General features: G+C 58.0%; 19 protein-coding genes. 4 read left to right on the top strand and 15 right to left on the bottom strand.

Annotated features, from left to right (window positions below; genetic code table 11):
* Positions 1 to 2: 2 nt before the first annotated feature.
* The 11 genes from HMPREF9697_RS18845 to HMPREF9697_RS18795 all read right to left on the bottom strand — a co-directional run bounded on the left by HMPREF9697_RS18845 (position 3) and on the right by HMPREF9697_RS18795 (position 11115).
* Positions 3 to 1091, bottom strand: coding sequence for a hypothetical protein (locus HMPREF9697_RS18845; protein ID WP_002718850.1), 1089 nt, complete (start codon positions 1089 to 1091; stop codon positions 3 to 5).
* Between the two features lie 764 nt (positions 1092 to 1855).
* Positions 1856 to 2869 carry a formate dehydrogenase subunit gamma gene (locus HMPREF9697_RS18840; RefSeq protein ID WP_002718849.1) on the bottom strand — a complete coding sequence of 338 codons (1014 nt, stop codon included), beginning with the start codon at positions 2867 to 2869 and terminating at the stop codon, positions 1856 to 1858.
* 60 nt (positions 2870 to 2929) lie between these two features.
* Positions 2930 to 3526 carry a formate dehydrogenase FDH3 subunit beta gene (fdh3B, locus tag HMPREF9697_RS18835; RefSeq protein ID WP_002718848.1) on the bottom strand — a complete coding sequence of 199 codons (597 nt, stop codon included), beginning with the start codon at positions 3524 to 3526 and terminating at the stop codon, positions 2930 to 2932.
* A gap of 12 nt (positions 3527 to 3538) precedes the next feature.
* The gene (locus tag HMPREF9697_RS18830; protein WP_002718847.1) at positions 3539 to 6490 is read right to left on the bottom strand and encodes a formate dehydrogenase subunit alpha; all 2952 of its coding nucleotides are present in this window, start codon (positions 6488 to 6490) and stop codon (positions 3539 to 3541) included.
* A gap of 12 nt (positions 6491 to 6502) precedes the next feature.
* Positions 6503 to 6715 (bottom strand): twin-arginine translocation signal domain-containing protein, encoded by a 213-nt coding sequence (locus HMPREF9697_RS18825; RefSeq protein WP_002718846.1) that lies wholly within the window; start codon positions 6713 to 6715, stop codon positions 6503 to 6505.
* A 35-nt stretch (positions 6716 to 6750) separates the two neighbouring features.
* Entirely contained in the window at positions 6751 to 7527 is a 777-nt protein-coding gene (locus HMPREF9697_RS18820; RefSeq protein WP_002718845.1) for a molecular chaperone TorD family protein, read from the bottom strand.
* Between the two features lie 122 nt (positions 7528 to 7649).
* Complete coding sequence (locus HMPREF9697_RS18815) at positions 7650 to 8327, bottom strand: DUF3306 domain-containing protein (protein ID WP_002718844.1); 678 nt, start codon at positions 8325 to 8327, stop codon at positions 7650 to 7652.
* Positions 8320 to 8841, bottom strand: coding sequence for a DUF3305 domain-containing protein (locus HMPREF9697_RS18810; protein ID WP_002718843.1), 522 nt, complete (start codon positions 8839 to 8841; stop codon positions 8320 to 8322). The genes HMPREF9697_RS18815 and HMPREF9697_RS18810 overlap by 8 nt, the downstream gene beginning before the upstream one ends.
* The gene (locus tag HMPREF9697_RS18805) at positions 8838 to 9845 is read right to left on the bottom strand and encodes a DUF6352 family protein (RefSeq protein WP_002718842.1); all 1008 of its coding nucleotides are present in this window, start codon (positions 9843 to 9845) and stop codon (positions 8838 to 8840) included. The genes HMPREF9697_RS18810 and HMPREF9697_RS18805 overlap by 4 nt, the downstream gene beginning before the upstream one ends.
* The gene (locus HMPREF9697_RS18800; protein WP_002718841.1) at positions 9842 to 10375 is read right to left on the bottom strand and encodes a DUF6505 family protein; all 534 of its coding nucleotides are present in this window, start codon (positions 10373 to 10375) and stop codon (positions 9842 to 9844) included. The genes HMPREF9697_RS18805 and HMPREF9697_RS18800 overlap by 4 nt, the downstream gene beginning before the upstream one ends.
* Positions 10372 to 11115, bottom strand: a complete 744-nt coding sequence (locus HMPREF9697_RS18795; RefSeq protein WP_002718840.1) for a biotin/lipoate--protein ligase family protein — start codon at positions 11113 to 11115, stop codon at positions 10372 to 10374. Before HMPREF9697_RS18795 ends, HMPREF9697_RS18800 begins: the two co-directional genes overlap by 4 nt.
* A gap of 148 nt (positions 11116 to 11263) precedes the next feature.
* Here HMPREF9697_RS18795 and HMPREF9697_RS18790 point away from each other — a divergent pair, with 148 nt between their 5' ends.
* Positions 11264 to 13240 (top strand): 4Fe-4S binding protein, encoded by a 1977-nt coding sequence (locus tag HMPREF9697_RS18790; protein WP_002718839.1) that lies wholly within the window; start codon positions 11264 to 11266, stop codon positions 13238 to 13240.
* On the opposite strand, the gene HMPREF9697_RS18785 is transcribed toward HMPREF9697_RS18790, so the two are convergent.
* The 4 genes from HMPREF9697_RS18785 to HMPREF9697_RS18770 form a co-directional block, all read right to left on the bottom strand.
* Positions 13241 to 14548: a c-type cytochrome gene (locus tag HMPREF9697_RS18785; protein WP_002718838.1), complete on the bottom strand. Its 1308-nt coding sequence runs from the start codon at positions 14546 to 14548 to the stop codon at positions 13241 to 13243.
* A 29-nt stretch (positions 14549 to 14577) separates the two neighbouring features.
* On the bottom strand, positions 14578 to 14763 hold the full coding sequence (locus tag HMPREF9697_RS18780) for a hypothetical protein (RefSeq protein WP_002718837.1): 186 nt from the start codon (positions 14761 to 14763) through the stop codon (positions 14578 to 14580).
* Between the two features lie 197 nt (positions 14764 to 14960).
* The gene (locus HMPREF9697_RS18775; protein ID WP_002718836.1) at positions 14961 to 16325 is read right to left on the bottom strand and encodes an ATP-binding protein; all 1365 of its coding nucleotides are present in this window, start codon (positions 16323 to 16325) and stop codon (positions 14961 to 14963) included.
* The gene (locus HMPREF9697_RS18770; protein ID WP_002718835.1) at positions 16322 to 16987 is read right to left on the bottom strand and encodes a response regulator; all 666 of its coding nucleotides are present in this window, start codon (positions 16985 to 16987) and stop codon (positions 16322 to 16324) included. Before HMPREF9697_RS18770 ends, HMPREF9697_RS18775 begins: the two co-directional genes overlap by 4 nt.
* Before the next feature lie 105 nt (positions 16988 to 17092).
* On the opposite strand from HMPREF9697_RS18770, the gene HMPREF9697_RS18765 reads away from it, so the two are divergent.
* From HMPREF9697_RS18765 to HMPREF9697_RS18755, 3 genes are all read left to right on the top strand, one after another.
* Complete coding sequence (locus HMPREF9697_RS18765) at positions 17093 to 17728, top strand: DsbA family protein (protein ID WP_002718834.1); 636 nt, start codon at positions 17093 to 17095, stop codon at positions 17726 to 17728.
* Positions 17729 to 17988: 260 nt separating this feature from the next.
* On the top strand, positions 17989 to 19845 hold the full coding sequence (gene dsbD / locus HMPREF9697_RS18760) for a protein-disulfide reductase DsbD (RefSeq protein WP_002718833.1): 1857 nt from the start codon (positions 17989 to 17991) through the stop codon (positions 19843 to 19845).
* Entirely contained in the window at positions 19842 to 20645 is an 804-nt protein-coding gene (locus HMPREF9697_RS18755; protein WP_002718832.1) for a TlpA disulfide reductase family protein, read from the top strand. Before dsbD ends, HMPREF9697_RS18755 begins: the two co-directional genes overlap by 4 nt.
* Positions 20646 to 20657 lie beyond the last annotated feature (12 nt).

Below are 20657 nucleotides of genomic sequence, written 5' to 3'. Positions count from 1 at the left end.
CGTTATTTCAAATCCGCGATAGATGCAGGTCCCGGCCCGGGCGTGATCAGCGTCGGCCATTGGTGTGAGCCGAACGGCACTGCAGGCGGCAGGAAAGGCTTCATCCCACGCTTTTCCGTTTCCGCAATGATTGCGGTGCGCGCATCGCCTCCCATCAGCTCGTAGTCCATCAAGTGATAGTTACCGAAGAACAATGAGCCCACCGAGCGGTCCGCTATGATGCGCGTCAGCGAATCCAGCATGTCAGTCTGCGTCGTGGTGAAGGAGACCGTCTCAATCAGGAGCAGACGATCGTTGACGGCTTCGGGCGGAAAGAATTGCGCCAGCACGCTGAACAGCACGTTGTTCTGGCGGGCGACATAAATCGTATTGCTGGCTGCATACACCTTGTCCCAATCAGCGCCGAGCATGGCCTTCCAGTCGGCAAGAACCGTCATCCAGTGCTTGACCTGAGTTTGAGCAGCCCAAGCGACGTTCTTGGCCAGATAAGGCCCCTGCTTCTTGCTGAAGGCTTCGAGTGCCGAGAAATTTATGACGCCCTTCGCGGCGCAATCATCCATGAAAGCGATATTGTTCTGGAGAATGACACGGTTGTTGTCGCGCCAATCGGCGGGCATGTCCGTTGCATCCAGACCATCGAGCGCAGACTGCATCCGGCTGCGGTATGCCAGCAATGCTCCGCGCCACGATTTGTTGTCAGGATTGTCGACATACGGCCCAACCACCTCGGCCAGTGCCATCGTGCTATGGCCGACCGATTTCAGCAATTGATAGACCATTGGCACCGACGGCGCGTCCAGCGGCGGCTGACCCGGCCGATAAAGCGTAAACCGGCCGCCGGCCCCCGAAAACAGTCCGAGGATCACTGGGTGCTTAGCGAGAATGTTGGCCTGAAAAACCTTCGCGGCGTCACCATAGAGTTCGAACATGGTGGTGTTGAGCGCCAGCACATTTTTGGTAGCCGTTTCGGCATCCGTCGATGTCACGCGACCCGAAATTGGGGCCATGTACGATGGGAGAGTTTGAGCAGTTGCGATAGCAGTGCTACCGCAGAAAATCGTCACGAGGGCCAACCCACGGTAAAACTTCATTTTAAACTCCCAGCGAAGCCGTCCTATACGGGCCCGCAAAAAGACATTTAAAGCCAATAAATTCGAACTATCGCCAAGAAGACCAGCGTTACGATCAGAGAGAGAATCTCTCGATAGAAGTTACATGGAATCATTCCGATATCTATCGGAGAAATACTTTTCCCGTAGTTTTAGCTAACCCCATTTGCGACGAATAAGTGTTTGCATGAAACGCGTTACCCGAAAAAAACGCGCCTGCCACGATGAAAACATATGGCCGTTGAAACGGCTGCTCTGGGCCAGAATCAATATTCTAGAGCCGATAAACTTGGCTCCTTATCGGCCAGAGCAACTGGATAGCTTTTCGAAGAAAGCTTGTCAGCTGATGCTATGTTCGCATAGCGACATTTACCGACATTCGACATCTGTGCGGTTGCACTTCAAAATTGGGGCGGAAGCGAACCGGCAGCTTTTGTGACATCGACGTCGACAGTGGACGAGAGCTTTGGCTACTCCGGGTCAGCTTGTGCAACCGAGCCCGTCAGACACGCCCTCACCGTCCCCCTACCCTTGATTAAGTCCCCAGAGGCAATACAGCGATGGCGCTAAAGACGCACGGCTGATGTTGAGAAGGCGACGCTGACAGGCTCCTGAACGATACTCAAGCCTCCGACCGCCACAAGTGCGATCACGACAGCACAACTACATGCCAGCAAAAAAACTTTCATGAAGTATCCTCCAAAAAAGCCCAAATCGTCTAAAGTTCTGCGTCTGTCTCCGTGCCATTATTCCGCCGGTGTTGATGACGGCTGATGGTGCGTTTTATTAGCGTCCATTCGCGCGCGCTCCTCCTCAAGCCATAGGCTGTGGTGTTCTTTCGCCCAATTCAGATCAACCGTTCCCTCGCCCATTGCTTCGAATGCACCCTCCATTCCGATGGTGCCGATGTAGATATGCGCTAGCATGACGGCGATGAACAGCACGCCCACAACAGCGTGGACGATCTGCGCAAGCTGCATTCCTTCGATGTTGGTGACATAGAACGGAAACATCAACTGATAGCCGGTGACGGCGACTGCGCCGCCCCCGATCACAACGATCCAGTAAACTGCCTTCTGCCCGGCATTAAATCGATAGGCCGGCGGATGACTGTCGCCAACAATGCCGCCGCCCGCCTTGAGCCACTCAACATCAACCTTGTTGGGAATATTGCCGCCAATCCACATCAGGAAAATGAGGATAACACCGATGGTGAAGGGGAAACTCAGATAATTGTGGGCGTACTTCGCCCACTGCGACCATGCGGAGAATGCATCGTGTCCGATCAGCGGCAGCAACAGCGGCCGCCCGAAGGTGATGTTCAAACCTGAAATGGCCAGAATGATAAAGCAGGTCGCAGTCATCCAGTGTACGAACCGCTCAAACCCCGAGAAACGAACAATGGTTCGCCCGGAACGCCCACCTGCGATACGGACCATGCCGCGCATCAAATAGAAGATGACGAGGACGGCAAGCATTCCAAGAATTGCAATTCCACCAATCCAGCGCAGCGTCACGTTACGAAAATATCGCCAATCGCGGCCAGCCGGTTGCTCCAGAACACCTGACCGCGTGTCCGGGATAGTGACACGCCCTTGAATACGATCGAATTCCTTCAACAGTTGCTGCTCATGAACCGCGCGGGCAGTCGGATCAACCTGTGGAGATTGCTGGGCAGCCGCCGGAACGGATAGTGCAATCATGAGGAAGAAAGCTGCGACGCCAGCTACAAAACGGAGATACCTTGCAAAAGACGCCATGAGCGTTCTCCCTCGATTTCCGTCGGCTGCGTGCCCATGCAGCCATTTCGACCTTATGAGTTACGAGGCGATGGTCTCCCGATAGGCTGTCTTCCAGCCCCATGCGCCCGAGCCGTAGCCGCGCTTCGTCACTCTTTCCTTGTAGATCTGGGCAATGATCTCGCCATCGCCGGCCAGAAGTGATTTGGTCGAACACATCTCAGCGCATAGCGGCAGTTTGCCTTCAGCGAGGCGATTGGCGCCGTACTTCTCATATTCTTCCTTGCTACCGTCAGCCTCAGGGCCGCCAGCGCAGAACGTGCACTTGTCCATTTTGCCGCGTGAACCGAAATTTCCAAGCTTCGGATACTGCGGTGCACCGAACGGGCACGCGTAGAAACAATAGCCGCAGCCGATGCAGAGATCCTTGGAGTGCAACACGACGGCATCGGCTGTGGTGTAGAAACAATTGACGGGGCAGACAGCCGCACACGGCGCGTCCGTGCAATGCATGCACGCCATCGAAATCGACCGCTCTCCAGGCTTGCCATCATTGATGGTCACCACGCGTCGGCGGTTGATCCCCCACGGCACTTCGTGCTCGTTCTTGCAGGCGGTGACGCAGGCATTGCACTCGATGCAGCGATCCGCGTCACAGAGAAACTTCATCCGGGCCATGACTGCTGCTCCTTATGCCGCGACGATCTGACAAAGAGTGACTTTCGGCTCCTGCATACCGGTCGCGGGATCGTATCCGTAGGTTGTGATCGTATTGGCGCTTTCGCCGAGCACGATCGGATCGGTGCCCTTCGGGTAGTTGCCGCGCAGATCGTTACCTTCGAACCACCCGCCGAAATGGAACGGCATCCAGGCAACACCTTTGCCGACCCGCGGGGTTACCAGCGCCTTCATCCGTGCTTTCGAACCATTTTCCGCACCGGTCACCCAGACCCAGCCGCCGTCCTTGATGCCGCGGTCAGCGGCATCCGTCGTGTTGATCTCGATGAACATGTCTTGCTGCAGTTCGGCGAGCCATGGGTTGGTTCGCGTCTCCTCGCCACCGCCCTCGTATTCGACAAGCCGGCCGGAAGACAGGATCAGCGGGAATTGCTTCGCAATGCCTTTGTCCACCGCCGCCTTCTGCACCGAGAAACCGATATTGGGTAGACGGAACTGCTTGGCATCCGGCAAAGTCGGATACTTCGCCACAAGTTCGGCGCGCGGCGTATAAATCGGCTCGCGATGCACCGGGATCGGATCCGGTAAACCGAACGCGTTCATCCGCGCCTTGCCGTTGCCGTATGGCACACAGTTGTGCTTCAGCGCCACGCGCTGGATGCCGCCAGATAAATCCGTCGACCACGATACCGTGTCCGGGTTAGCCGGGCTGACCTTGTTGATCACCGCCATTTCGGCGTCAGTCAGGTCCTTGTCCCAGCCCAGCTTCTTGAGGCTGGCCAGTGTAAATTCCGGATAGCCGTCCTTGATCTCCGAATCCTTCGAGTAGGAGCCATTGGCCAACAGGCTGACCTTGCGGGTCGTGCCATCGGGCAGCTTTTCCTCGCGCTCCAATCCGAACCGCGGACGGAAGCAGCCGCCGCCGTCCATCACGGCGAGATTGGTGTTGTAGAGCAGCGGCGTGCCCGGATGCCGGACCTCCGGCGAGCCCCAGCATGGCCACGGCAGCCCATAATAATCACCGCCGATCTCCGGCAGATCTTTCGGCGCACGCATCGTCACCAGGTCGAATTTGTCCTGGTTCTTCATATGCGCCTTGAGCCGCTCCGGCGACTGACCGCAATAGCCGGTCGACCAACTGCCGCGGTTGATCTCGCGAAGAAGATCTTCCGCCTCCGGCAGATTGTTCTCGACCTTGATGTTCTTGAACATCTTGTCCGCGAAGCCGAGCTTGCGCGCCACCAGATACATCAGTTCGAGATCGTCCTTCGATTCGAAAATCGGCTTCACGATCTGCTCGCCCCATTGCAGCGAGCGATTGGATGCGACGCGCGAACCCGTTGCTTCGAACTGCGTGCAGATCGGCAGCAGATAGACGTTGTCCTTGCGGCCCGCCTGCACCGATAGCGAAGCCCAGGTGGTTGGGTGAGGATCCGCAACCACCAGCAACTCGAGCGCTTTCAGCCCCTTCATCGATTCCGGAATGCGGGTGATGCTGTTGCTGGCATGACCTTGCACGAACATAGCCCGCACATTGTCCTTCTGGGCCACATCGCTCTGCGGCAGAAGCACAGCGTCGAACCAGCGCGTCAGCGGAATGCCGGGAATATTCATCATCTTCGGATCGTCAAAGCGCGACTTGAACCACTCGAAATCCGTCTCCCAGACTCGGGACCAATGCTTCCAGGCGCCTTCCGCGAGGCCGTAATAGAACGGCAGCGTCACGACATCGAGGCCGACGTCGGTCGCGCCCTGCACGTTGTCATGACCGCGGAAGATATTGGCGCCAGTGCCGGATTTGCCGACATTTCCGGTCATCAAAAGCGCGATGCAGCTCGCACGGACGTTCGCTGTGCCGACCGTGTGCTGCGTCTGGCCCATGCACCAGATCAGCGTCGCCGGCTTCTCGGTCGCGAACATTTTCGCGACTCGCTCGAGTTGCGCACCGGGCACGCCGCTCACGCGCTCGACCTCGTCCGGTGGCCACTTCTCGACTTCTCTGCGGATATCATCAAAGCCGTAGACGCGTTGCTCGATGAATTCCTTGTCCTCCCAGCCATTCTTCAGGATGTGCCACATCATGCCGTACAGCACCGGAATGTCGGTGCCCGGCCGCAGCCGCACATATTCGGTCGCATGCGCGGCGGTGCGCGTCAGACGTGGATCAATGACGACAAGATTGGCCTTGTTGAGTTCGGCACCTTCGAGCAAATGCTGCAGCGAGACCGGGTGAGCTTCGGCCGGATTGCCGCCCATGATGATCTGGGTCTTGGCATTACGAATGTCGTTGAAGCTGTTCGTCATCGCGCCGTAGCCCCAGGTATTTGCTACGCCGGTCACCGTCGTCGAATGGCAAATGCGCGCCTGGTGGTCGGTGTTATTGGTACCCCAATAGGCACCGAGCTTTCGGAATAGATACGAAGCTTCGTTCGTCATCTTGGCTGAGCCGAGCCAATAGACCGACTCCGCGCCGGACTTCGCGCGAATCTGCATCAGCTTGTCGCCGATCTCGTCAATCGCGACATCCCAGGAGAGGCGCGTCCATTGTCCGTTGACAAGCTTCATCGGATAGCGAAGGCGGCGATCGCTGTGAACCAGTTCGCGCACGGACGCGCCCTTGGCGCAATGCGAACCGCGATTGATCGGAGAATCCCAACTCGGCTCTTGGCCAATCCAGACGCCGTTCAGCACTTCTGCGGTCACGGTACAACCGACGGCACAATGGGTGCATATACTCTTGCGAACGGTTGCACCCGAAGTCAGCGGTCCTGCCGCTGCCGCTTCGGCCTTGCGGACACTTCCGGGTGATAACGTGCTCAAGGCAGCCAAGCCACCTGCGGCCAGGCCAGACCGGCGCAGAAACGTCCGGCGATCGAAACCTTGTCCTCGATCGGCCAACGTGCCCGCCGCCGAACCTTGACGCATTGCCTGCGAGTTTTGTCGTTGGGTTCTTTTGATCAGCACGGCCGCCTCCCGCTATTTGGGGTAACGATTCACGCGGTAATACGCTTTGATGTCGGGCGAATTGGGGTTGTAGCGCGCCTTGCGCTTCTCATCGTTCGTCTCGCTGTCAGCTTTTGCCTCAGGCATCAGCGGCGATACGACAGCCGCTCCGGCACCGAGCGCGCCGATGCCGACTCCACGCAGAAAACTGCGGCGGCCTACGGCAGCTTTGTCGTCCTCTTTCATCGCACGTCCTCCATTGGGGCCGTTCGACTGCCCGCTCAATCGGCGAGCATGAAGGCCTCCGCTTCAATCTGAAGAAAGAGCCGGCCGAGCGAGCCGACCGATCGATAGAAATCCGCAGCCGCTGCATTCTCCATGTCAGTGAACAGACGGCCCATCCATGGCGCCAAATGCTTTTCGAACATCTCACGCTGGGCAGCCTCGGACGCGGGGAAACGTCCGCCGGCCAATCCCGCCATGATCTCGCAGAGTGTCGCCGCATGATCTTCCGGCTCGAAATTGTTCTCGACACGCTCGATACCAAGCGCAGCCAAATCCTGTCGCAGATGCGACAGCGGCCGTTCATTGAGAAATCCAGTCAAATAGAACGAGGCATACGGCATCAATTCGCCACGCCCAAGACCGACGAAGAGATCAAAGTATTCGCGGTCGACAGCGGCAGGATCGGCCCTCGCTGCAGCATCTCCAAGATGGGCATGAGCCGTTCCAAGCGGGCTCGCATCGCCGCGCAGCTTGGCGATCTGTGTGATCAATTTCGCCGAGGGAGCCTGTGACAACAGCGTGGCGAGCAGCGCATATTCCTGGGCACGGCCCACATCAATGTCGTGGACCTGATCAGTCACGGCTAACTCGCTATAAAGATCGGGACGAAGATGTACGCGCGATAGGCCGGTTACGGCTTCAACCGCAGTCACACGTTCGGCAGGAACCCGACTCCAGTTCGATACTGAGGGTTGGCGTATGCCTATTCTGCGGGCGAGCTCGGCGACGCCTCCCGCCAGTTGAATTGCCCGATCTAATCCAGAATCGCGCATATTCATTTTCCTCAAGTGAGCGCCATATGCGCCTTTCACTTTGGAATGCTTCAAAGCTAGGCCCGCGAGATAGTGGCCGTCAATGGAAAGCTTATAGGGTGAGGCTATGTTCTTTGCCGCAGCTATTGCGGCAACGCACTTCCATGAGTGCGACGCACAACGGAACAATGAGCCTGCTCGCCAACAACTAAACTTCGCGGCGTTGTGGTGCCGGTTCCCGTCACCCCTCCATCTCTTTTGATCTGGTCGATAGTTGTCTCCGGTGCATCGGCCGCTGTCTCGCGGTCAGGAGAACTCTCCGGCAGCGGATCGGCTGGACTGACGACGTCTTGCTGTAGCTGCGGCGTAACAGAATTCGCATCGCCCCCAGCCACCGGCTTCCGCTCACTGACGATCCTCGCAACCAAGTCACGCACCTGCTCCGGGGTGTAATCGAGTGGCCCAAATCCCGGCATCGCATTTGGATCATTGAAATCCCAGGCGTTCTCGGCAAGCCCGACGAAATCGCGGATCGCGGGATCTGCAAGCCATGCACGGCGGAGCGCTTCACGAGTCAGCGCGAGCGGAACTCCTTTGCGCAGGAATGCCGTGACATTGGTTGCCGCTGTAATCGCATCCAGCGGCGGCAGCGCCGAAAGGTCAGGCCCGTCGACAGGTTTGCCCGCTTCAGAATTTACGGCAGCCCCCTGATCTCCTTGTCCCGGTGAAGCGGGAACCGGCAACGGAGACAAGAATTCAGGCGAAGCCTCCGCAAGACGCTTGCGGTGCGACCATCGGCTGAGAAAGTCCTCGTCACTCATTCGTCCGACCTTTCTGCAGGCGTCTCGCAAGCGCCTCAGGATCAGCGCGGCCGCGCCTTCGCTTGAAAAACTCCTCTCGTTCAACGTGGTGTCCGGCGATAAAGCGGTCAATCGCATCGCGAATGATCTCCGGCATCGGCACCGGCTCGACAAGGTTGGTCGCCGCTTCGGTAAAACTCTCGCCTTCGGCAGCGTCAGCCGTAGCGGCGGTTACCGCATAGGGCCACGCCCCTTCGGACGGGCTCATCACCACCCAGATGCTGGGGGTACCGGAGGCAAGATTTTCACGATAGCGCTCGGTTTCCGAACGGTAGAGGTCAACCAAGGCGGACCCGACATAGAACAGCGTGACATCATCCTGTTCGCGCAGCACCGTCCAGGCTTCCATGTCCGGCTCACCGGGCAGCACCCCGACCGCCCGCCAAATAAAATCGGTCCATTGGGACGCTGCCTTGCGGCGCTCCACCACCACTCCGACAGGAATGCTCAACAGCGGAACCGCGGCAGGACTCAACTGGTCGCCTCCAAGTGCTTAATCGGCAAACCCGTGATCAGGTTTTGCGGTTTCATGCGCAATATTCTCTCCGGCGTCGTCGCCATGATGAGATAAATCGGTTCATTCTCCAAACCATGGCTGACGGCGATGTCATCCGAAAAAGTCAGCCGGAAAAGTCCTGCCACCCGGCCAGCAGTCTGGTCGTCGAGTTCCTCGCCATTCCAGAGCCGGTTGCCGATTGCCGTTGCCTCAGAATCGAGACCGACATACCAGGTCAGCGTGGCGTCGCGCAGCTCAGCGAGCGGCTCAATTATCACGTCGATCGCGAGCAGATGCGCGATCCAGCGTCTCATGACTTCAGCAACAGCCAGCGTACCCCGCCCGCCCGCGGAAAGATCGAGTCCCATGTCGAACATGTCGCTGCGCTGCCAATAATCGCCGGTGTTTTCCTCATCGAGGATGTCGATCTGAGTTTCTTCTGGAATTTCAAGCAGCGCCAATAACGGCGTCGTGGGTACCGGATTCTCGCCTCCGATCCATTCCTCATCGACTGCCAGCAGGGACCCTTGATTGGCCGTGACGCGCTGAGGCCGGAAGAACAATTCACCGGCGCGCAAAACGAACGGATCGTCACAACCGTTGAGCGCATTGCGCAGGATAACGTGCGTCAACTGGCTGACGAACAGCGGCGGCAACGCGACGGCCCCGCCGCGCATCAGCGCCAGATAGGCCGCTTCGAGCGTAGGATGACTCAGCAGCAACTCGCGGAAGGCCAATACAAACTGCCAGTTTTCCCGCGCATCGGGATCAACGATTGCAGAAACCTCATTCGCATCTACCGGACGTCGCGGCTGCGCCAGCAAGGCCGCATGCAATTGCCGTTCGGCCTGACAGGCTTCGGCCGGCGGCATCAGTTCGGGCCGGATAAAATACGCCTTGAGGAACTCATCGGTCGCGACGAGTCCCCCGCCCGGTTCTTGATCCAGCAGATGATGACCGCAGGAAATCCAGAAATCTTTCATTTGCGCTCGCGCTCCATGCTCGCAAGATCGATGTCATCCGCCGGTTGCTCATCGTCCTGCGCTTCCAGAAACGCAAACGCGCGTTGATGTCGCGACTTGCCGCGCGACCGCAACGCACGGAAACTTTCGCGGATCTCGCCACCTTCCGCGGTACGATGAACTGCGATCAGGATGCCAGTGGCCTCGTTGCAAAGGGATTCGGCAAAGCTCACCTCCTCCTCTGCCGCTTGCCGCGCAGTCGCAAGATCGGGCGCGCCGAGTCGGTCGATAAGCTGTTGCGCCAGCATTTCCACCACGGCGGCACGATCGTTGTCGGTCACTTCGACGATCTCCACCAGCGTTGACCAACCCCATGATTGCAGCCCGAGAAATCCGCCACGAAACGCCGAGCGCGCCTTGCCTTGCAGCGTATCGGGATCGTCTCCCCAGAACCGAAAAGCGCCCGACACTGCCCATTCCCCCGGCTCGGCTGCCGGGTCGAATACGAACGTGTCTGATGGATCAAGGGCAACCGTCTTTAAAAGTTTCACAGCCGAGGCCCTCCCGTTTGCGGGTCGAGCCACGAAGGCGCGCGCAACGCCGGCAGCAGAACGCTCCGCCCGACATCGGTCCTTCCCGCATGCATAACGAGCAGGTCGCCATTGTCAGCTATCTGATAATGAGTGCCAGCCGTACGAGGCAGGCGCTCGACAAACGCTCGTCCGACGCTATCGAACCCATCCACTTGCCAACCGTGGATAGCTGCCATGAGATGACGTGCGAACGCTTCCGTGAGGTTCGACGCACCGACATCATCAAAACCTTCCTGCTCGAGCGCAGTCGCCAGCGGATGAACACCGCTCTCCTCACCGGTCATTGACACCGTGCGGACCATAGCCCCGAACACCAGCCAAGGCGGCGGCTCATCTTCCGGCGCACCGGGCGGCCATCCGAGTTGCCCGCCGCCGAGCAAGCCGCCGTCAACCCGGATAGTGTCCGGCCAGTCGACTGTCACCATTTTCTGCGGCGGCGCGTAGGCAAGCAGTGCGTCGCACAGTGCGACCATGCCGGCATAAAACGCTCGGCGCGCCATGCTTAGTGGCTCCTCCGGTTCCAGAACTACAGCGAATTCGGCAAGATCGAAACAGCCGACATAAACCAGTGTTCCGGCGCCGCGCTGCGGCGCGATCTCCACCGCATGGGCAAATGCGCTCGCCCGCTCGCGCAGCGTCACCAGCTCAAACGGCGGCGGAAGACTGAGTACCTGTTCGAACGGGGCGCGGACTCGCATGCGGTAACACGACCTCCGGCTACTATTCCAATCAACCCTGTATAGTTATAGGCTTCAAGTCTTCGATACGAGTCCCGTATCGAAAACGCAGGCGGCGGCCATGGCGGACCGACCACGTAAGATATTGATGTGCTCGTGCGAGGATACGATGAGCCTCGATGCGAGTGCCGTGCGCGAGGCGTGTATCAGCGCCGATGTATCCACCTTTCGTCATTTATGCCGAGCCGAGACAGAGCAATTCCGCGCAGCCCTGCAGGACGGCGCGGCAGTCACTGTCGGCTGCACCCAGGAAGCTCCGCGCTTTTCGGAATTAGCTGGTGAATGCGATGCGTCGATCGATTTTGTCAATGTGCGCGAAACAGCAGGCTGGTCGAACGAAGGCGCACGGGCCGGCCCTAAAATGGCGGCGCTGTTCGCGGCTGCGGCCGAGCGCGAGCCGGATTTTCCGCTCGTCAACCTGTCGAGCGAAGGCGTCATCCTCGTGTACGGCCGCGATGAAAGCGCGATCGAAGCCGGCAAACTGCTGGCCGATCAGCTCGATGTCACCGTCCTGATCGACAAGCCGGGAGAGCTCACGCCGCCGAGCGTCACGATCTTTCCCGTGGTCAAGGGAACCATCCGCAACGCGGCGGGGCATCTCGGCGCCTTTGAACTAACTGTCGACGATTACGCGCGCCCGCTGCCGTCTTCACGCGACACACTCGTCTTTGAACCATCACGAAATGGCGCCATATCCCGCTGCGATCTCGTGCTCGATCTTTCGGGCGGCGCACCATTGTTCCCAGCGCACGATCTGCGGGACGGTTATCTACGGGCCGACCCGAACGATCCGGCCGCAACCTTGCGCGCCGTCCTGAAGGCACGCGATCTTGTCGGCAGCTTCGACAAGCCGCGCTACATCAACTTCACCGCCGATTTGTGCGCCCATTCGCGTTCGAACATCGTTGGGTGTCATCGCTGCCTCGATCTCTGCCCGACCGGCGCGATTACGCCCAATGGTGATCATGTCATCATTGATGCGGAGGTATGCGCCGGATGCGGCCAGTGCGCCACGGCATGCCCGACAGGGGCCGCCGCCTATGCGCTTCCTCCTGCCGACGCCTTGATCCACAAATTACGGACGATGCTGACAGCCTATCACCAGGCCGGCGGCACCGATCCCATCCTGTTGCTGCATGACGGAGACCATGGTGCCCCCCTGATCGAGGCGCTCGCACGCCATGGCGACGGCCTCCCCGCGAACGTGCTTCCGCTCGCCATCAATGAGGTTACCCAGATCGGGCTGGAAACCATTGCCGCCGCTTTCGCCTATGGTGCCTCGAACCTTCGGTTGTTGTTGCGAGCGCGCCCTCGCCACGAGACCGGCGGACTTGCGAAAACCACGGCGCTCGCCGAAGCAATTCTCCGTGGACTTGGCTTCAGTGGCGAACGGGTCGCAACGATTGAGACCGACGATCCGGATCAACTCGACACAATCCTGCGGGCAATGACACCCGCCCCGGCCGTGCAGCAACCGGCAACCTTCAAGACCATCGGACGAAAACGCGACGTGCTGCGCTTCGCTTTGCAGGAATTGCATCGCGTAGCGCCCGCGCCGGTCGACATCATCGCGCTGCCCGAGGAGGCACCGTTCGGCACCCTCAACGTTCGAGTCGACGGCTGCACCCTTTGCCTGTCCTGCGTCTCAGTCTGTCCAACGGGTGCGCTGTCCGACGATCCCGATCGGCCTATGCTGCGGTTCGCGGAAGATGCGTGTGTGCAATGCGGTTTATGTCAGTCGACCTGCCCGGAAAAAGTGATCGAACTGATACCGCAGATCGATTTTCGCGCGACCACCGCCCTCGCCCGCACGATCAAAGAGGAAGAGCCGGCGCTTTGCATCCGCTGTCATAAGCCGTTCGGCGTCAAAAGTACGATTGACCGGGTTGCAGCAAAGCTGGAAGGCCGGCACTGGATGTATCCCAGCGCCAACAAGCGTGTTGATGCCATCAGGATGTGCGCCGATTGCCGCGTTATTGCCATGAGCGAGGAAGGCTTCGATCCGTTTGCCGGCGTTCCCGAACGTCCGGCACCGCGCACCACGGACGACTATCTGCGCGCACGCGACCAGAATCCAAAGAACTGACTATTTCGCGGTCACACGGGCGAGGAAATCGGTGAGTGCCTTGCGATCTTCCGGTGAATCGATGCGCTGTTCCGGCATCTTGGTGCCGGGCGTGTATGTCGCCGGTCCGACTTCGAACAGTTTGGCCACGGTTTCGGGCGTCCACACGATATCCATTTTCTTCAACGCCTCGGAGAAATTATAATCCGGCAGCGATGCGATCTTGCGGCCGAAGATGCCGGCCAGCGTCGGGCCAGCGCGAGCCCCGTCCTTCTCCGACAAAGTATGGCAGGCGATGCAGGCACGAAATACTTCCGCACCATGATCGCCAGCGAACGCCGCCAGCGGATCCCCCGGTGCACCAACTACCGGCGACCCAAGCAACTCCCCGGTCAGCGCATTCCAACGCCGGATCGTGTGATCAGCGCCGCCGGTCAGCAATGTTCGGCTATCTCCAAAGAATGCGACAGACCAGACCGGCAACCCCGGCCCGACCAGCGTGCGCTCGACAGTTCGCGTCTTGCGATTGATGATCTCCACTGAGCCGCCAATATTGGCCGCCGCCAGCAACGCGCCATCCGGCGAAACCGCAAGTGATATCACGGGTGTCCGGCCAGACTGGATCCTGCTCTCGATCTTGCCGTTCCCGGTCAGAAAATAAATCATTCCGTCCGCGGCGCCGGCTGCGATCCCTCCGTCAGGGCCGATCGCGACAGCATTCAGAGGCGACGGCAGCGTAACGACATCCGGTGCGCCACCGGCCAAAGGCCATATACGCAACGTGAGATCATATCCGACGCTGACCAGCGACAGCCCATCCGGCGTGAAGGCAACACTATTTACGTTCTGCGTGTGCCCTTCGAGGATGCGCGGCTTGCCGCTGCCATTCAACGGCCAGAGCCGTACGCTGCTATCCCACGACGCCGACGCAAGAATCGTGCGATCCGGCGAAACGGCAAGCGCGACGATCGGCGCCTCATGGCCTGAAAGGATCATATCCGGTTTCGCTCGGCCGACGGTCCAGATCGCAATCTGCGCGTCAGCACCCGCGCTCGCCATGCGGGCGTCGCTGAGAAATACGACCGCATTCACCGCACTTGAATGAAAACGCAAAACCTGTTCCGCAAACCCGGTCACAACCGACCAGCGGATCACGGATGTATCGAAACTCCCTGACAGAATGCTTCGTTCATCGGGCGAAACGGCGACCGCCCGCACCGGACCACCATGACCGCGCATCTGCCCGGTCGCCGCATCCGACATAACGGCGATCAGCGCTGCTGCCATCACTGCTGTGGACGGAGCCCGGATCACTACAAATCCCTCCATCCGACCACCAGTGCGCGACACCTCAGGAACTATGGACTCACCGTAACAGGCTCAAGCCAATAGTTTCCAATGGCCTCGATCACCATTTCATGGCGCTGAATGATCAGCACAAGAAAGACGGTGAAGAAAAGTACAAGAGCCACAGCAATCAAAGTTGGAGAAGCTACCGTACTATCCGCTTTGTGCAGGAGAGGCTTTTTATCCAACATCCACATCAGAGATGCCTCCGCTTCGCTGTCACCGTTCGAAGTCCATTCACTGTGTTTTGCTGGAACAAATTCCAGATCGAACTCCTATCGACGCAGAACGCGGCCGATTGGTTTCAGTTCCCTCCGCGAAAGAATGCCCTGCGCATATATTTTGCGCCACATCCTCTGCCTGCATACGGCAGGTTCTCCGACTGAGTCCTCACTTAAATTGAGAAGTTGTCACCACTGCGCTGGATTTCTGGAAGGGTGATTTCAGTGTGCAGGCCACTTCCATCGTCTCGATTTCTCAAAACAATAGTTGCGCCTAATCGCTTAAGTGCAATATCGACAATAGCCAGGCCCAGGCCGCTACCGATTCCGGTTTTGTGCCGCCCACGAAAAAAACGATTGAAAACGAGCGGGAGTTCGTCCTCGGGAATGCCTGGACCTGTGTCCTCCAATACAAGGACGCGACGACCGCCAGTGAAGGCGCAACTCCAAATTACTGAACCACCCACTGGCACATGCTGAATTGCATTCTCATGGAGATTTCGCAGAGCGAGTATGAGCAATTCGCGATTTGTTTCGATTGATGCAGGGCAATTATCCAATTCAAGGCGAATATCGTGCCTTCCGGATGGATGCTCAGCAATGATTTCCTGCAACAAACCTCGCAAATCGACCAATTGCAACCGACCGGTGCTTACGGCTGCGTCGATCCTTGCCGTGGTCAGAATTTGCTGGATTAGGCGGCTAGTACGATCGATCGAAAAAACAATTTGTCGCAACGCCTCTTCGCGAACGTGTTGATCGGACGTAGCGATGGCAATTTGCGCCTGCGTTTTCAATCCGGCCAAAGGCGTTCGCAGTTCATGGGCTGCAAAGGCTGTCAGCTCACGTTCGTGCTGTCGCGCGGCATCGACGTCCACGAATAGTTTATTCAGTTCCTCAACGAGCGGGCGTATTTCTTGCGGGGATTTTTTCGACGTCAATGGCTTTATATCATCTGCGCTACGCGACCTTAACTCACCGACAATGGCATCAATTGGCCTGAGACCAGCAGAAATACTCCCCCAAATAACAAACGCCAGCAAAGGGATGATCAGCGCGAGCGGTAAAAGCAAACCCTTGAGTAGGTCTGTAATAAGACGGTGCCGCAGCGTCAGGCTGTCTCCAACCATAACGCGAATACCCTTTTCATGATCCTCTACGGTGAATACCCGCCAGGGCTCTCCTCCAATGAGACGCTCGGTGAATCCATCAACCGTGCCCGCCAGCGCTTCATCGGGTGCTCCGCTGGACTTTGTTATTAACTTTCCATCGAACGACCAAATCTGGCAGGACAGCTGATGTTCGTACCTTTCTGACAGGGCAGCGGCGTTTCCTTTCGCCACCAAACGATCAACGTCGCTAGCATTGCTCGGCATAACGAGCGAGGCAACCATCCGAGCCGATTCTTGTAGACGGGTATCCAGTACTCTCTCGATTTCGGCATTGCTCTCCGAATAAATCCAAGCCGATGCGAACAGCCAGACAAATCCGGTTGCAACCAGCAGAACCAAAGATAGTCGAATACGGAGCGAACTCATATCGAGCGGACCTTCATTCGATAACCGAGGCCCCTTACGGTCTCGATCGTATCTCGACCGATCTTCATCCTGAGATTGTGAATGTGAACTTCGACCGTGTTGCTTTCGGCCCCCTCCTGCCAGCCATACATAACGGCTTCGAGTTCATTCTTCGACCGGATGTCACCTGGGCGCTTCATCAGAGCCAACAATATCGCCGCCTCCCTGGGAGAGAGCTTGGCTTCACCGTTTATTGAGGTCGCCATCAACGAAGCAGGATCCAAAACAACATCGCCGCTGACCAGATGCGCCGATGCCCTTCCCTCCTTGCGCCTCGCTATGGCGCGCACGCGTGCCGCTAATTCGTCGAGGTCGAATGGCTTTCCCAGATAATCGTCAGCGCCTCGATCCAACCCGCCGATCCGGTCACTTACCTCGTCAAGTGCCGTAAGCACAATGACAGGTGTTTTGTCTTCACTTTTCCGAAGCTCGGCCAGCCAATCCAGGCCTGAACCGTCTGGCAACATGACGTCCAGAACGATCGCATCAAACGAAGTCGACAACACAGCCTCGCGCGCATCTGCACAGGTCGAAACGACGTCCACGACGCCTCCCGACAGACCCAGACCGTTCCTCAAGCCACTTGCTATGACCGGATCATCCTCAACAACAAGAATTCTCATCGCCACCTCTGGAATGCCAATAAAAATGACAGCTTAAGCCTGGCTTAAGGTAGCCGACCCAATCCAAATCATAGCGACTTTAAAAAACCAGAGAAGATGCCGGACATGTTCAAACCGACCTCAATACGCACGCTCGCGCTGATCCTTGCTATGATGGGAGCGGTTTCAATCGCCAAGCCCGTTCACGCGAACGAAGCCGATACATCCCGCGAAGCCATTCTCAACGATCCCGCGGCACCCACGACAGGCAACAAAAACGGTGATCTAACGATCGTCGTCTTCTTCGATTACAATTGCCCATTCTGTAAAAAATCAGAACCAGAGCTGGAGCGTTTCGTTAAAGCGGACGGCAAGATTCGCCTTGTTTATAAAGAGTGGCCAATCCTGACGGAGGCCTCCATCAAGGGCTCTCAATGGGCTTTGGCAGCCAAATATCAGGGCAAATACGATGTCGCACACGCCGCCATGATGGCAATTCCAGGGCACAAGATTCCAGCCGAACAGATGCGCGAAGCCATCGCGAAGGCTGGCGTCGATATGAATCGTCTCGACTCCGATTTGAATGCTCACGCCAACGAAATAACAGAAATGCTCAGACGCAATCTTGCTCAAGCCGATTACTTGGGCCTTCAAGGCACGCCAGCTTATATCGTTGGACCGTACAGGGTAACGTCAGCGTTAAACTATGATGGATTCAAGCGAGTGGCTGCCGACGCTCGCGCACATATGGCAAAGAACTGAGAACTCCAAGCTCTAACGAATTCTCATCATTTTACACATGGGTTATGGCCCGCAAGAATACATGCGCAGACATCCACCATAATAACAGCAGTTCCTTTTCAGCACTCACGACCATAAAGTTCTGCGGTTGAAAGCATTCAACACTATGGCCCAGGCGATGACTGATATCTCTATTTGGTGATGTCCGAGATACTCTTAAGGCTGCCTTAAGCTTCAAATCAGACCTCTCCTGCCGCCCTCATCTGCGCCGGGAGTTTCCGTTGTTGTCGCGATACATTTGGTCTGCATTCATCGCCATCTTTGTTTCCGTCGGCATGGCTTCCAGTCAGGCCTCCGGCCAAGTGGCATTAACAACTGCCCCGCCGCTTCCGATTGATCGGGCTTTTGCGCTCACGGCTACACGCCAGGACGATGGTCACATCAAGCTCAACTGGAAGATCGCACCGGGCTATTATCTTTACCAAGAAAGGTTCGCTTTCCGACAGAGTTCATTGGATCTTGCGGCCCCTGAACTGCAAGGAAACGGTCAAACCAAGGACGATCCAACATTCGGTGTCACGACCGTATTCCATGATCACGCCACCGCCACGCTTCCTGTCGCATCCACTGCTCCCGGCCCGCTCGAAGTGCGCTACCAGGGATGTCAGGACAAAGGTGTCTGTTACCCGCCGATCCTACGGCATGTCGATGCCACAACGCTCGCCGTTACTGATCCTGATGAGCGCGGTCAAGCGACGCTGACAAAGGAATGGAGCGCCCCTCCTGCGGCAGCTCCCACAGGGAAAATTTCTGCTGGAGGCATCATCCTCGCGGCAGACGGCGGCATGATAAGCAAGCTTCTGCAGGACGGCGGCATTCTCACGGTGCTGGCAAGCTTCCTGCTATTTGGGTTTCTGCTCGCTTTCACCCCATGCGTATTTCCGATGTATCCCATTCTTGCCGGAGCGATCGCTCGCCAGGGCGAAACAGTCACGCCGCTCCGGGGTTTCACTTTGTCGCTTGCCTACGTCCTGGCGATGGCTACGGCCTTCGGACTGCTTGGTGTCGTCGCTGCCTGGTCAGGACAAAACCTGCAGATGGCACTGCAGTCGCCGCTTGCCATAGGCGCAGTTTCCGTTCTTTTCGTTGTTCTCGCCCTGTCAATGTTCGGCCTCTTCGAGCTACAGCTTCCATCAACGTGGGTCAGCGCAATCGGAGATCTTGCTCAAGGCAACCGTGGCTCGCTGGCATCCGCCGCACTGCTCGGCTTCACCTCCGCACTGATCGTCGGTCCGTGCGTCACGGCGCCGCTTGCAGGTGCCCTGATTTACATTGCTCAGACCGGAAACGTGGCTATCGGCGCGGCTTCGCTGTTCGCTCTTGGTCTCGGAAAAGGGATTCCGCTAGTTACCTTCGGCACGCTCGGACCCACTGCACTGCCAAAAGCCGGCGCATGGATGACCAGAGTTCGACAGGCGTTCGGCTTCATCTTTATCGCCACGGCGGTCTGGATGTTTTCACGACTGCTGCCCGCAGAAGCGACGCTTGCCTTATGGTCTCTCTTTGCTATCGGCCTAGCCGTCTGGCTCGGCGCATTCGATACATTGACAGAAGAGGCGAGCGGTAGAAAACGTGTCGCCAAGACCGTGGGCTTGGCGGTCGCGTTATACGGCGTCTTTCTGGCAGTCGGCGCTGCCAGCGGCGCCGGTGATCCTTTTCGTCCGCTTGGCAGCCTGTTGTCGCAAGCCAACGGAACGGTGAGTTCAGCCGAGCGTGTCTCCTTTCGCAATGTCAGCAATCCGGACGACCTTAAAGCGAAGATGGCTGCGTCCGATGGCAAGCCAAGTCTACTTTACGTGACCGCCGACTGGTGCATCACCTGTGGCGTCATCGACCGCAGCGTTTTGCCAGATCCGGGCGTCCAGTCACGGCTTGCCGGGTTCAATCTCCTCAAGCTTGATGTCAGCAACAACTCGCCCCTTCAACGCGAGATGATGCAAAGCCTTCAGGTCGTGGGTCCCCCAACGATGATCTTCGTCGATGCCGCAGGACGCGAAAGCAGCGGAACACGCCTGGTCGGTGACGTCACCAAGGCATCGCTCGAAGCAGCGGCGACCAAGCTGGAAGCTACCCGATGAACGCGATTGCTATCGGCCCTCTTGTCTTTCCCACCCAACACATCGCAATCCTGGCCGGCATTTTTGTCTTCAGCTTCCTAAGCTCGATCTTCTCGCGCCGAGTCGATCCAGTGGTCGGAAAATGGTCAACATGGGCACTGATCGCTGGTCTGGTCGGCGGCCGTCTCGGTCATGTCGCACTGCATTGGCAAAACTTTTCCGGCGATCTCTGGAGAGCTTTTGCAATCTGGCAGGGTGGTTTCGAGCCAATCCCCGGGCTCGTCTCTGCCTTGCTCGCCAGCGCTCTCTTTATCCGGTCCGTTAACGCGGGCTTGGCGACCGCTGCCACGCTGGGAGCCAGTGTGCTTGTCGCGACTGGCACCATGCAGTTGACCAAAGTCACGTCCGGCCAGATCGCACCGACAGTTGCCCTCCAGCAGATGGAAGGTCCGCCGCTCGCGATCAGCGACGTGGCAGGCAAACCGGTCGTCGTTAATCTCTGGGCGAGTTGGTGTCCGCCTTGCCGCCGGGAGATGCCGTTGCTCGCCAAGGTCGCGGCCAGTCGAAACGATGTCGTCTTTCTTTTCGTCAACCAGGGCGAAAGCGCGGAAACCATCCGCTCCTACCTCGCCTCGCAGGGTCTTAAGCTCAATCACGTCCTGCTCGATCCGTCGATGCAGATGCCACGGCACTATCGCACGCTGGGGCTGCCAATGACGCTCTTCCTGAAGGCCGACGGAACGCTTGCCGCGACGCACATGGGGGAAATCTCACCCGAAGCTCTCGACACCAACATCAATAAGCTCGCAGGTGCGACGTGAGACGGTGCGTTC

The sequence above is a fragment of the Afipia felis ATCC 53690 genome (genome assembly GCF_000314735.2).
GTDB lineage: Bacteria > Pseudomonadota > Alphaproteobacteria > Rhizobiales > Xanthobacteraceae > Afipia > Afipia felis.
The sequence above is the reverse complement of the archived record's forward strand: the minus strand, read 5'-3'. Positions and strand labels throughout refer to the sequence as shown.